The organism is Bradyrhizobium oligotrophicum S58 (assembly GCF_000344805.1).
Taxonomy (GTDB): Bacteria; Pseudomonadota; Alphaproteobacteria; order Rhizobiales; family Xanthobacteraceae; genus Bradyrhizobium; species Bradyrhizobium oligotrophicum.
In genome coordinates, this window is record NC_020453.1 from 3,731,665 (window position 1) to 3,744,016 (window position 12,352).

At 64.1% G+C, this 12,352-nt stretch carries 14 protein-coding genes; 12 read left to right on the forward strand and 2 right to left on the reverse strand.

The features are described from left to right. The first annotated feature begins 262 nt into the window (after positions 1 to 262). Genes dapA through S58_RS16025 form a run of 4 tightly spaced genes read left to right on the forward strand, consistent with a single transcriptional unit; the run spans position 263 to position 2,739 of the window. A complete protein-coding gene (dapA, locus tag S58_RS16010; RefSeq protein ID WP_015666384.1) occupies positions 263 to 1,153 on the forward strand; it encodes a 4-hydroxy-tetrahydrodipicolinate synthase in 891 nt (296 codons plus the stop codon). Between the two features lie 52 nt (positions 1,154 to 1,205). Next, entirely contained in the window at positions 1,206 to 1,622 is a 417-nt protein-coding gene (mscL, locus tag S58_RS16015) for a large conductance mechanosensitive channel protein MscL (protein WP_015666385.1), read from the forward strand. Position 1,623: 1 nt separating this feature from the next. Then, complete coding sequence (gene smpB, locus S58_RS16020) at positions 1,624 to 2,097, forward strand: SsrA-binding protein SmpB (RefSeq protein ID WP_015666386.1); 474 nt, start codon at positions 1,624 to 1,626, stop codon at positions 2,095 to 2,097. A 60-nt stretch (positions 2,098 to 2,157) separates the two neighbouring features. Beyond that, entirely contained in the window at positions 2,158 to 2,739 is a 582-nt protein-coding gene (locus S58_RS16025) for a peroxiredoxin (RefSeq protein WP_015666387.1), read from the forward strand. A gap of 268 nt (positions 2,740 to 3,007) precedes the next feature. On the opposite strand, the gene S58_RS16030 is transcribed toward S58_RS16025, so the two are convergent. Beyond that, entirely contained in the window at positions 3,008 to 3,712 is a 705-nt protein-coding gene (locus S58_RS16030) for a uracil-DNA glycosylase (RefSeq protein WP_015666388.1), read from the reverse strand. Next, complete coding sequence (locus tag S58_RS16035) at positions 3,693 to 4,340, reverse strand: LabA-like NYN domain-containing protein (RefSeq protein ID WP_015666389.1); 648 nt, start codon at positions 4,338 to 4,340, stop codon at positions 3,693 to 3,695. Before S58_RS16035 ends, S58_RS16030 begins: the two co-directional genes overlap by 20 nt. Positions 4,341 to 4,687: 347 nt before the next feature. Between S58_RS16035 and rpoZ the strand changes: the two genes are divergently transcribed. From rpoZ to S58_RS16075, 8 genes are all read left to right on the forward strand, one after another. Beyond that, positions 4,688 to 5,080 carry a DNA-directed RNA polymerase subunit omega gene (gene rpoZ / locus S58_RS16040; RefSeq protein ID WP_006612728.1) on the forward strand — a complete coding sequence of 131 codons (393 nt, stop codon included), beginning with the start codon at positions 4,688 to 4,690 and terminating at the stop codon, positions 5,078 to 5,080. A 168-nt stretch (positions 5,081 to 5,248) separates the two neighbouring features. Continuing rightward, on the forward strand, positions 5,249 to 7,552 hold the full coding sequence (locus S58_RS16045) for a RelA/SpoT family protein (RefSeq protein WP_015666390.1): 2,304 nt from the start codon (positions 5,249 to 5,251) through the stop codon (positions 7,550 to 7,552). 81 nt (positions 7,553 to 7,633) lie between these two features. Next, positions 7,634 to 8,410 carry a pyridoxine 5'-phosphate synthase gene (locus tag S58_RS16050; protein WP_015666391.1) on the forward strand — a complete coding sequence of 259 codons (777 nt, stop codon included), beginning with the start codon at positions 7,634 to 7,636 and terminating at the stop codon, positions 8,408 to 8,410. A gap of 12 nt (positions 8,411 to 8,422) precedes the next feature. After that, entirely contained in the window at positions 8,423 to 8,842 is a 420-nt protein-coding gene (gene acpS / locus S58_RS16055) for a holo-ACP synthase (protein WP_015666392.1), read from the forward strand. A 300-nt stretch (positions 8,843 to 9,142) separates the two neighbouring features. Next, complete coding sequence (lepB, locus tag S58_RS16060) at positions 9,143 to 9,904, forward strand: signal peptidase I (RefSeq protein WP_015666393.1); 762 nt, start codon at positions 9,143 to 9,145, stop codon at positions 9,902 to 9,904. Then, positions 9,901 to 10,977: a ribonuclease III gene (gene rnc / locus S58_RS16065; RefSeq protein WP_015666394.1), complete on the forward strand. Its 1,077-nt coding sequence runs from the start codon at positions 9,901 to 9,903 to the stop codon at positions 10,975 to 10,977. Before lepB ends, rnc begins: the two co-directional genes overlap by 4 nt. Continuing rightward, on the forward strand, positions 10,967 to 11,893 hold the full coding sequence (gene era, locus S58_RS16070) for a GTPase Era (RefSeq protein ID WP_015666395.1): 927 nt from the start codon (positions 10,967 to 10,969) through the stop codon (positions 11,891 to 11,893). Before rnc ends, era begins: the two co-directional genes overlap by 11 nt. A 2-nt stretch (positions 11,894 to 11,895) precedes the next feature. Then, a complete protein-coding gene (locus S58_RS16075; RefSeq protein WP_015666396.1) occupies positions 11,896 to 12,276 on the forward strand; it encodes a hypothetical protein in 381 nt (126 codons plus the stop codon). The last annotated feature ends 76 nt before the right edge of the window (positions 12,277 to 12,352 follow it).

Here is a 12,352-nt window from a genome sequence, read left to right on the forward strand (position 1 = left end):
ACACCGCGGCGAAATCACGACCGAAGGGCGGCGATGCGGCCACGCGGCGCGGGCGGACACCGTCTCCGGCACCCTCCTTGGGCGGGGCGGCCTCTCGTGCCGATGCAGGAAACGTCGCAGGATCGGCTGGTCCGGGCTGATTCGGTCGATTCGCCCGCCTGTTGAGAAGGCCGCCGAGACCAGGGCGGGCCTTCCGCCTTGTGTCCGGACCCGGTATGAAGTGCGCTGCGCTCAGGGGCAACACGCGTTGGGAGGGAGTTTCATGGCAGCCAAGACGAATTTCCGGGGCTCTTTCACCGCCTTGGTCACTCCCTTCAAGAATGGGGCGGTGGACGAGGCAGCCTTCCGCGGCCTCGTGAACTGGCAGATCGAGGAGGGGACGCATGGCCTGGTGCCGGTCGGCACCACCGGTGAGAGCCCGACTCTCAGCCATGACGAGCACAAGCAGGTCGTCGAGTGGTGCATCGCCGAGGCCAAAGGGCGGGTGCCCGTGATCGCGGGCGCCGGCTCGAATTCCACCAAGGAAGCGGTCGAGCTCGCTCAGCACGCCGAAAAGGCGGGCGCGGACGCCGTGCTGGTGGTGACGCCCTACTACAACAAGCCGACCCAGGAAGGCCTCTACCAGCACTTCAAGGCGATCAACGATGCCATCGGCATTCCGATCATCATCTACAACATCCCGCCGCGCTCGGTGATCGACATGTCCGTCGACACCATGAAGCGGCTGTTCGAATTGAAGAACATCGCCGGCGTGAAGGACGCCACCGCCAGCATGGTCAGGGTGTCGCAGCAGCGCGCGGCGATGGGCGAGGATTTCAACCAGCTGTCCGGCGAGGACGCCACGATCATCGGCTACATGGCGCATGGCGGCCACGGCTGCATCTCCGTCACGTCGAACGTCGCGCCGCGGCTGTGCTCGGAATTCCAGGCCGCCTGGCAGAAAGGCGATGTCGCGACCGCGCTGAAGATCCACGACAAGCTGATGCCGCTGCACACCAACCTGTTCATCGAGTCCAATCCGGCGCCCGTGAAATACGCGCTGTCGCTGCTCGGCAAGCTCGAGGAGAAGTTGCGGCTGCCGATGGTGCCGGTGTCGGAGCCGACCCGTGTCGCGGTCCGCGACGCCATGGTTCATGCCGGACTGATCAACTGAGCAACTTGGTTGAGCCTGAGAATTTTCTTGCAAGTCTGAGGGGGGTACAGACATGTTGAAGGAATTCCGCGAATTCGCCATGAAGGGCAACGTCGTCGACCTCGCAGTCGGCGTCATCATCGGCGCGGCCTTTGGGGCCATCGTCAACTCGCTGGTCGGCGACGTCATCATGCCGATCATCGGCGCGATCACCGGCGGTCTCGATTTCTCCAACTACTTCATCCCGCTCTCCAAGGCGGTTAGTGCAACCAATCTGGCGGATGCGAAGAAGCAGGGCGCGGTGCTGGCCTATGGCAGTTTCCTGACGCTCACGCTCAACTTCCTCATCGTCGCCTTCGTGCTGTTCATGATCATTCGCGGCATGAACCAGTTGAAGCGGAAGCAGGAGGCTGCGCCCGCGGCTCCGCCGAAGCCGACAGCCGAGGTCGAGCTTCTGACCGAAATCAGGGACCTCCTGAAGAAAGCCTGACGTGGCCGACAAGAATGAGCCCAAGATCACCGTCGCAGCGGAGAACCGCAAGGCGCGGTTCAATTACGCGATCGAGGACACCATCGAGGCCGGCATCGCGCTGACCGGCACCGAGGTGAAGTCGGTCCGCAGCGGCAAATCGACGATCGCGGAATCCTATGCGGATTCGCGCGACGGCGAGATTTGGCTGATCAACGCCAACATTCCCGAATACCTGCAGGCCAACCGCTTCAACCACGAGCCGAAGCGGCCGCGCAAGCTGCTGCTCCATCGCAAGCAGATCAACAAGCTGATGGGAGCCGTCGACCGCGAGGGCATGACGCTGATCCCGCTGAAGCTGTATTTCAACGAGCGCGGCCGCGCCAAGCTGCTGCTCGCCGTCGCCAAGGGCAAGAAGCTGCACGACAAGCGCGAGAGCGAGAAGAAGCGCGATTGGGGTCGCGAAAAGGGTCGGTTGCTGCGAGCGCGCGGCTGACGAGCCGTTGGTTTGCCGCGCCTCGCGTGGGCGCAACTGTCAGGTCAGGGGAGCGGTCCGATGAATCAGAAGAACCTGCTGGACGTCGACTGGAGCCAGATCCCCGCACCCACTGATGACGGCGCGGCCGATCACCTGCCGGGCATGACCATCCCGCCGGTCGGCCTGCGTGCCACCGACGACACGCTGGTCGTGCTGTCGGCTCTCCCCGGTCGCACCGTGGTGTTCGCCTATCCGCGGACCGGCGAGCCCGGCAAGGTGTCCCTGGTCGAGGATTGGGACATGATCCCGGGCGCGCGCGGCTGCACGCCGCAGACCTGCAGCTTCCGCGACCTGTTCGGCGAGCTGAAGGCTGCGGGCGCCGCGCATGTGTTCGGCCTGTCGACGCAGAGCAACGCCTACCAGATCGAGATGGCCTCGCGCCTGCATCTGCCATTCCCGGTGCTATCGGACGAGAAGCTCGAGCTGACCGACGCGCTGCGGCTGCCGACGATGGAAATCGCCGGGCTGACCATGATCAAGCGGCTGGCGCTGATCGTGGATGACGCCCGCATCACCCACGTCTTCTATCCGGTGTTTCCGCCGGACCGGAATGCAGGCGACGTGCTGGCGTGGCTGAAGGATCATCGCGTCGCCGCATGAGACGCGGTGCACATGAATGAGCCCTCTCCCCTTGCGGGAGAGGGCATGTTGGAAAGCGCGGCAAGCTCGCTTGGGTGAGGGGTATCTCTCCAGGAGTATCGCTAGTGGAGAGATACCCCTCACCCAACCGCGTGCGTGGATGGGGTGGAGATGCCCTCTCCCGCCTTGCGAAGCTCCGCTTCGCTTGGGGGAGAGGGCGCATTCATCGCCACCGTGCTTCTTTTTCTCCAAGCGCACCATCAGCCTGACGGTGGCCGCGAGGCGCGACCTAATCCAGATCCGCCTTCACCCGCGCGAACACGGCATGAAACATCTCGGTCGTGAGCACGCCGGTGTTCGTGTTGTAGCGCGAGCAGTGATAGCTGTCATACAGCCTGATCCCGCCGGCCTGATGCACGGCACCGTGAGCGAAGGGCGCCGCGACGGCGCGCAGGCCGAGCAGCTTCAGCAGCGTGTCATGCGAGATGCGGCCGAGCGCGACGATGCTGCGCAGGCGCGGCATCGCGGCGATGCTGGCGCCGAGGAAGTTGCGGCACTGGTTGATCTCGGCCGGCAGCGGCTTGTTCTGCGGCGGCACGCAGCGCACCGCATTGCTGATCCGGCAATCGACCAGTGTCAGCCCGTCGTCGGGCCGCGCTTCGAAGCGCCCGTTCGCAAATCCGTATTTTAGCAGCGTGCCGTAGAGCAGCTCGCCGGCGTAGTCGCCGGTGAACGGCCGCCCTGTGCGATTCGCGCCCTGCAATCCCGGCGCGAGTCCGACGATCAGCAGGCGCGCATCGGGATCACCGAACGACGGGACGGGCGCGTTGAACCATGACGGTTCGCGCGCCCGCTGGGTGGTGCGAAAATCGACGAGACGAGGGCACAGCGGACAGTCGCGATCGGGATCGGTCGGATGCGCTGCTGGTGGATGTCCGTCCGAATCAGACTTTCGCGGGCCGCTTGCGGCAGCCCTAGTCCTCGAATTCGTCATCGTTGGGAGTGGTCGTGGGCGTGCGTGCGGCAGGCGTTGTCGTCGAGCGCTGCAGGAATTGCGGTGAATGGTGGCGAGGCTCGCGCGGGGCAGGGCGCTCGGACGGGTCGCGGCCGAGCTTCGACTGCAGCTCGACGAGGTCGGTGAAGACGTCGGCCTGGCGGCGCAGCTCGTCGGCGATCATCGGCGGCTGGCTCGAAATCGTCGAGATCACGGTGACGCGAACGCCGCGGCGCTGCATCGCCTCGACCAGCGAGCGGAAGTCGCCGTCGCCCGAAAACAAGACCATCTGGTCGATGTGCTCGGCCAGCTCCATGGCATCGACGGCAAGCTCGATGTCCATGTTGCCTTTGACCTTGCGGCGTCCGCTGGCGTCGATGAACTCCTTGGTCGCCTTGGTGACGACCGTATAGCCATTGTAGTCCAGCCAGTCGATCAAGGGACGAATTGACGAGTATTCCTGATCCTCGATGATCGCCGTGTAATAGAATGCACGGAGCAGCGTGCCGCGGCTCTGAAATTCCTTGAGCAGGCGCTTGTAGTCGATGTCGAAGCCGAGAGTCTTGGCCGTCGCGTATAGGTTGGCGCCGTCAATGAAGAGCGCAATTTTGTTGGTCGAAGATGACATTCAGTGTCTCGCGTTCAGTTAGATTCTATTTTTGGCGCGACTCCATTCGGTCGCGCATTCCATTTCAAGATACTGCCAAGGCGTCGGCGGTCCATCTGGTGTGAGGTTACCGCAAACAGGAGTGATCGGGGCAACAAAGGCGCACTTGTGACGACGTAATGAAGCGTTTTCTTGTCCAAGGCCCGAATTCTACGGGTCCGGACGGAGCGCCAGTCAAGGTTGCCGGATTCGGTACTCCTTGCCCCTTACCGAAGCCTGACGCCAGTTTGGCCTTGCGAAAACCGGCCAGCCTCTATAACTAGCCCAGCATAATCAGCATATTAAGCACACAAAGGACCGGAGCGACAATGGCGCGCGTCACTGTGGAAGATTGTATCGATAAAGTCGACAACCGGTTCGACCTGGTCCTCCTGGCCGCGCATCGCGCGCGCATGATCTCGTCAGGATCACAACTTACAATTGATAGAGATAATGACAAGAATCCCGTTGTGGCACTCCGGGAAATTGCGGATTCGACCATTTCTCCCGAGGATCTGAAGGAAGAACTGGTGCATTCGCTGCAGAAGTTCGTCGAAGTTGACGAGCCGGAGCCTGACACGGTCCCGCTGATCGGCTCGGCCGGCGCCAGCGTCGATGCTGATGATACCGAGGTTGCGGTCGAGCGGATGACCGAAGAAGAGTTGCTGAAGGGCCTCGAAGGCCTCGCTCCGCCGGAAGAGCAGCCGGAAGAGGACGAGTAAGCGCGTTTCGCGATCTGTCCGAACTAAAATTAACTTGTGAGAATGTGAAGGCCCGGACCTCGTCCGGGCCTTTGCATTTGAACGTGATTTCGTGATTACCATAGGGCCGCTTCAATGGACCGTCCGTCGCCGGATTCGGTCTCAAGGATAAAGGTTTAGTCATTTTCCATGGTGGTTTCGGGCCACACTCCTCAGCAGATGCAGGCGGCGGCCGAATCGGCCGCGTTGGCGCCTCCGCCGCCGGCTGAGCGGCCGCGGCCGCAAAAGCCGCGCTCGCGCATGATGCGGCAGTACGACCTGGTGGAAAGGGTCCGCTCCTACAACCCCGATACGAACGAGGATCTGCTCAACCGCGCCTATGTCTATGCGATGAAGGCGCACGGGTCGCAGACCCGCGCCTCGGGCGACCCGTATTTCACCCATCCGCTCGAGGTGGCGGCCATTCTGACCGACCTCAAGCTCGACGATGCCACCATCGTCGCGGCGCTGCTGCACGACACGATCGAGGACACCGAGGCGACGCGCGCCGAGATCGACCGCTTCTTCGGGCCCGAGATCGGCGCCCTGGTCGAGGGACTCACCAAGCTGAAGCGGCTCGAGCTCGTCTCGCGCGAGGCCAAGCAGGCCGAGAATCTGCGCAAGCTGCTGCTGGCGATTGCCGACGACGTGCGTGTGCTCCTGGTCAAGCTCGCCGATCGCTTGCATAACATGCGTACGCTCGAATTCGTGCCCGAGGCGTCGCGCCGACGTATTGCCGAGGAAACGCTCGATATCTATGCGCCCCTGGCCGGCCGCATGGGCATGCAGGAGATGCGCGAGGAGCTCGAGGATCTCTCGTTCCGGACGCTCGATCCTCAGGCCTACAGCGTCGTCATGCAGCGGCTCGACGCGCTAGCGGATCGCAATCGCAATCTGATCGGCGAAATCGAGAGCCAGCTCGCGCGCAAGTTCCGCGATCACGGCCTGACCGCGCGCGTGTTCGGCCGCCGCAAGCGTCCGTTTTCGATCTGGACCAAGATGGAGCGGAAATCGATCGGGTTCGAGCAGCTCTCGGACATCTTCGGCTTCCGCGTCATCATGCCGGACCTCGAATCCTGCTATCGGGCGCTCGGTATCGTGCATACGACCTGGCCGGTCGTCCCCGGGCGCTTCAAGGACTACATCTCGACGCCCAAGCAGAACGATTATCGCTCGATACACACGACCGTGATCGGTCCCGGCAAGCAGCGCGTCGAGCTGCAGATCCGGACCGAGGAGATGGATCAAATCGCCGAGCTCGGAATCGCTGCTCACGCCTTCTACAAGGACGACATCGGCTCGCCGACCGAGTTGCTCAAGCGCGAATCGAACGCCTTCGCCTGGCTGCGGCACACCATCGGCATTCTCTCCGAAAGCGCCAATCCGGAGGAATTTCTCGAGCACACCAAGCTCGAGCTGTTTCACGATCAGGTGTTCTGCTTCACGCCCAAGGGCAAGCTGATCGCGCTGCCGCGCCACGCAAACGTGATCGACTTCGCCTATGCCGTGCATACCGACGTCGGCAACAGCGCGGTCGGCTGCAAGATCAACGGCAAGTTCGCGGCGCTGTCGTCGGAGCTGCAGAACGGCGACGAGGTCGAAGTGCTGACCTCGGATGCGCAGTCGGCGCCGCCGTCGGCGTGGGAGACGCTGGCCATCACCGGCAAGGCGCGGGCCGCGATCCGGCGCGCCACCCGCACCGCCGTGCGGGACCAATATGCCGGGCTTGGCCGGCGCATCGTCGAGCGCCTGTTCGAGCGCACCAAGCTCGAATATGCCGACGACAAGCTCAAGGGCGCGCTGCCGCGGCTGGCGCGGGCCTCGATCGAGGACGTGATGGCTGCGGTCGGTCGCGGCGAGATCAAGGCCTCCGACGTCGCGCGCGCGATGTATCCGGATTACAAAGAAGAGCGCGTCGTCCGCTATGGCGCCAAGAAGACGGCCGCGCCGGCAACTGCGACCAAGGCTGCAGCGCCGAGCGCGGAGCCGCCGCGCGGTCCGTTCGCGATTCCGATCAGTGGGTTGAATTCCGGCCTGCCGGTCAAGTTCGCGCCGAATGGCGGCGCCGTTCCCGGTGATCGCATCGTCGGCATCGTGACGCCGGGCGAGGGGATCACGATCTATCCGATCCAGTCGCCGGCGCTGAAGGACTTCGAGGACGAGCCGGAGCGCTGGCTCGACGTGCGCTGGGATGTCGACGAGACCTCGCCGCAGCGCTTTCCGGCGCGCATCCGCGTCGAGAACGTCAACGAGCCCGGCAGCCTCGCCCAGGTCGCGACCGTGATTGCCGAGCACGACGGCAACATCGACAACATCAGCATGAGCCGCCGCTCGCCCGATTTCACCGAGCTCACGATCGATCTCGAGGTCTACGACCTCAAGCATCTCTCGGCGATTATCAACCAGCTGCGCGCCAAGACCATCGTGGCCAGGGTCGACCGGGTGAATGGCTAATCTGCGGGGATCGCAGCGGCGTTCTGCCTCGGGATGCGCTAAACAAGCTGTCGTCTATTCGAAAGTCCTGCGAGCCGGCCCATGTCAGATCCATCGAAGTCACATCCTCCGAAGCTGCGCCTCGGCATCAATGTCGACCACGTCGCGACGCTGCGGAATGCGCGTGGTGGTCGCAACCCGGATCCGGTGCGCGCGGCGCTGCTCGCGATCGAAGCGGGCGCCGATGGCATCACCGCCCATCTGCGCGAGGACCGGCGGCATATCCGCGACGACGACATGGCGCGCCTGAAGGCGGAGATCTCCAAGCCGCTCAATTTCGAGATGGCGGCCACCGAGGAGATGGTGCGTCTTGCGCTCGCGACGCGGCCGCATGCCTGCTGCCTCGTGCCCGAGCGGCGCGAGGAGCTGACCACCGAGGGCGGTCTCGACGTCGTCGGCCAGCGTGACGCGCTGGCGCCCGCGATCACCCGGCTGAATGAAGCCGGCATCCGGGTGTCGCTGTTCATCGCCGCCGATCCCGCGCAGATCGAGATGGCCGCGCACCTGCGTGCGCCCGTGATCGAGATCCACACTGGCGGCTGGTGCGACGCCATCACCGACGGCCACCATGACAAGGCGGAAGCCGAGTGGCAGCGAATCGTGACCGGCGCCCGGCGGGCCTATGCGGCCGGGCTCGAAGTCCATGCCGGCCATGGGCTCGATTTTGCCACTGCCGAGCAGATCGCGGCCCTGCCGGAAATCGTCGAGCTCAACATCGGCTACTTCATGATGGGTGAGGCGCTGTTTGTCGGGCTGCCCGAATCGGTGCGGACCATGCGCGCCGCGATGGATCGCGGCCGCAGCCGGGCGAATGGTTAGGGGCACCGACGCATGATCATCGGCATCGGCTCCGATCTGATCGACATCCGCCGGGTGGGTGAGGTGATCGAGCGCCATGGCGAGCGCTTCCTGAACCGCATTTTCACCGAGGCCGAGCGCGCCAAGGCCGAGCGGCGGGCCAAGAACGAGAAGATGGTGGTCGCCACCTATGCCAAGCGATTCGCGGCCAAGGAGGCGTGCTCGAAGGCGCTCGGCACCGGAATCCGGCAAGGCGTGTGGTGGCGCGACATGGGCGTGGTCAATCTGCCGGGTGGCCGCCCGACCATGCAACTCACGGGAGGTGCAGCAGAACGGCTGAAGGCGCTGACCCCCGAAGGACACGAAGCTCGCATCGACTTGTCGATTACCGACGACTGGCCGCTTGCCCAGGCTTTCGTCATAATTTCGGCGGTGCGTCGCGAGACATCCTGAAGCGCCCGGGAACTCCGGCAGGAAAAACAAAAATGCAATCGATTCCAGCGAGTTATGTAGTTTTGATACGGCCCTTGATTGCGCGGCCCCGCGCAGTCGTCTAAAACCCGCTCGGATCGAAGCGGCTGCACCAGGGGCGGATTCTGGATCAAACCGGAGTTGGCCTTAACCACCAGAATCAGGACAGACTCCTTTAAGCCGCGGAACGATAGGTTGTCGCGGGCGGAGCGGTGTTCTGCATCGGCAGGCGAATCGTCGGACCATTCGCCAAGGACTTCGCCAAGGGACATTGAAAGAGCGATGAGCGTGACCTCCGGAACCAAGACTGAGAGCGGCCTCGGTGAAACCGTTCGCGTCGTCGTTCATGCCCTTCTGATCGCGCTCGTGATCCGAACCTTCCTGTTCCAGCCTTTCAACATCCCCTCGGGGTCGATGAAGGCGACGCTGCTGGTCGGCGACTATCTGTTCGTCTCGAAATATTCGTACGGCTACAGCCATTTCTCCATTCCGCAGTCGCCCAATTTGTTCGCCGGGCGCATCTTCGGCTCCGAGCCGAGGCGCGGCGACATCGTGGTGTTTCGGCTGCCGAAGGATACCGAGATCGACTACATCAAGCGCGTGATCGGTCTGCCCGGCGATCGCATCCAGATGCGCGACGGACTGCTCTACATCAATGATGTGCCGGTCCAGCGCGAACGGCTGCAGGATTTTGTCGGCGAGGATCCCTGCGGGACCGCCGATTCGATCGCACGCGTGAAGCGCTGGAAAGAGACGCTGCCGAACGGCGTCAGCTACGAGACGCTGGATTGCTTCGACCACGGACCTTACGACAATACGGACGTGTACAATGTGCCGCCCGGCAACTTCTTCATGATGGGCGACAACCGCGACAACTCGACTGACAGCCGCGTGCCGCTGGCGGTCGGCTACGTCCCGTTCGAGAACATCATCGGCCGTGCCCAGATGATCTTCTTCTCGATTGCCGAGGGTGAGCATGCCTGGATGTTCTGGCGCTGGCCGGTGTCGGTGCGCTGGAATCGGCTGTTCAAATTTGTCCGATGATCGACGACTCACCCGATATCCAGACGACGCAGGCCGCTGCAGCGAGCCCGCAACCCGGCACGGGCGCGCTCGAGGCCGCGCCGAAGGCCGTGTCGCGGCCGAAGCCTGAAATGAAGGCGGAGCCCAAGACGGAAGCCAAGGGTGAAGCCAAGACGGAAGCCAAGCTAGAAACCAAGGCAGAACCTAAGGCAGACCCGAAGCCCGAGACGAAGGCCGCCGGCGGCGGCCCATCGACGTCCGCTGCGGCGGAGGGCGGGCCGGACATCGCCGTGCTCGAGACCGATCCCGAGTCGACGTCGCGCAGCAAGTCCAAGGGCCGCCGTGCCAAGAGCGCAGGCACGGGTGCCACCAAGAGCGCCAAGGCCGCCGAGAAGGCTGCCAATGCCGCGATTGAGGCGCGAATCGGCCACCGCTTTGCCGATCCGTCGCTGCTCAGCACAGCATTCACCCATGTCTCGGCGCTGAAATCAGCCAAGAAGCGCGGCGACAGCTATCAGCGGCTCGAATTCCTCGGCGACCACGTCCTGGGCCTGATCGTCTCGGACATGCTGTACCGCTCGTTTCCCGGTGCGGACGAGGGCGAGCTGTCGAAGCGGCTCGCCGACCTCGTGCGCAAGGAGAGCTGCGCCGATGTCGCCAAGTCGCTCGGCCTGCTCGACGACATCAAGCTCGGCGCCGTCGGCGCGGGCGCCGGCGCACGGCTGCGCAAGTCGGTGCTGGGCGATGTCTGCGAGGCCGTGATCGGCGCGATTTTCCTGGACGGCGGCTATGCTGCCGCGGCGGGGTTCGTCGAGCGCAACTGGACCGAGCGCATGCGCAAGCCGCGGCGTCCGCTGCGCGATCCCAAGACGGTGCTGCAGGAATGGGCGCAGGGCAAGGGATTGCCGACCCCGGTCTATCGTGAGGTCGAGCGCACGGGTCCGCATCACGATCCGCAATTCCGCGTCGCCGTCGATCTCCCCGGGCTCGAGCCGGCCGAGGGTGTCGGCGGCTCGAAGCGGGCGGCAGAGAAAGTGGCGGCATCGGTGATGATCGAACGCGAAGGCGTCAGTGGCGGCAGCAATGACGGCTGAGCAACAGGCCGGGCGGGGGGCCGATACCCGCTGTGGATTCGTCGCGCTGATCGGCGCGCCCAACGTCGGCAAGTCGACCCTCGTCAATGCGCTGGTCGGATCCAAGGTCACGATCGTCTCGCGCAAGGTGCAGACCACGCGCGCACTGATCCGTGGCATCGTCATCGAAGGGGCCTCGCAGATCATCCTGGTCGATACGCCCGGCATCTTCTCGCCCAAGCGCCGGCTCGACCGCGCGATGGTGACGACGGCCTGGAGCGGCGCGCATGATGCCGATCTCGTCTGCGTGCTGCTCGACGCCAAGAAAGGCATCGACGACGAGGCGCAGGCCATCATCGACAAGGCGGCTGCGGTCGCGCACGAGAAGATCCTGGTGGTCAACAAGGTCGACCTGGTGCCGCGCGAGAAGCTGCTGGCGCTGGTCGCCGCCGCCAACGAGAAGCTGTCCTTCGCGCGCACCTTCATGATCTCGGCGATATCAGGCGACGGCGTCGACGATCTCAGGCGGGCGCTGGCGGAGATGGTGCCGCCCGGTCCGTTCCATTATCCCGAAGACCAGATGTCGGATGCGCCGATGCGGCACCTCGCGGCCGAGATCACCCGCGAGAAGATCTATTCGCATCTGCATCAGGAGCTGCCGTATCAGTCCACGGTCGAGACCGACAGCTGGACCGAGCGCAAGGACGGCTCGATCCGGATCGAGCAGACGATCTTCGTGGAGCGGGACAGCCAGCGCAAGATCGTGCTCGGCAAGGGCGGCGCCACGATCAAGTCGATCGGGGCGCAGTCGCGCAAGGAAATCGCCGAGATCACCGGCGTGCCGGTGCACCTGTTCCTGTTCGTCAAGGTGCGCGAGAACTGGGGTGACGATCCCGACCGCTACCGGGAGATGGGGCTCGAGTTCCCCAGGGAATGACGATGAGCGTGCCGCGCAACGTGTTGTGGTTCGAAGTCCTGCTCTACATCTCGCTGATGCTGGATGCGCTGTCGGTCGCCGTGTCGGACCGGACGCCGACCTTCGACATGACCGAGGACATGATCACGGCGCAGACCGTGCTCAATGGCGTCGTCATTCTGCTGCTGTTCTATTTCGTCTACCTGGCGGCGCAGCGGCGCAAGAACTGGCCGCGCTGGGTGCTGCTGGCGGCGCTGGTGCTGTCCGACATCTCGCTGGTGCAGGTCATCGGCCAGAAGGGCATGACGCTCGACGCCGGCATCGAGGTGATCTCCTGCGCGCTGACGATGATGGGGCTGTACTACTCCTTCACCGGCGATGCGCGCGGCTGGTTCAACGCGTGAGGCCGTCGCGTACGGTTCGGCTTGAAGCTGGAAACGTCGGCACACTGCCAATGAGCGAGGCGTGACTTCGCCCCCG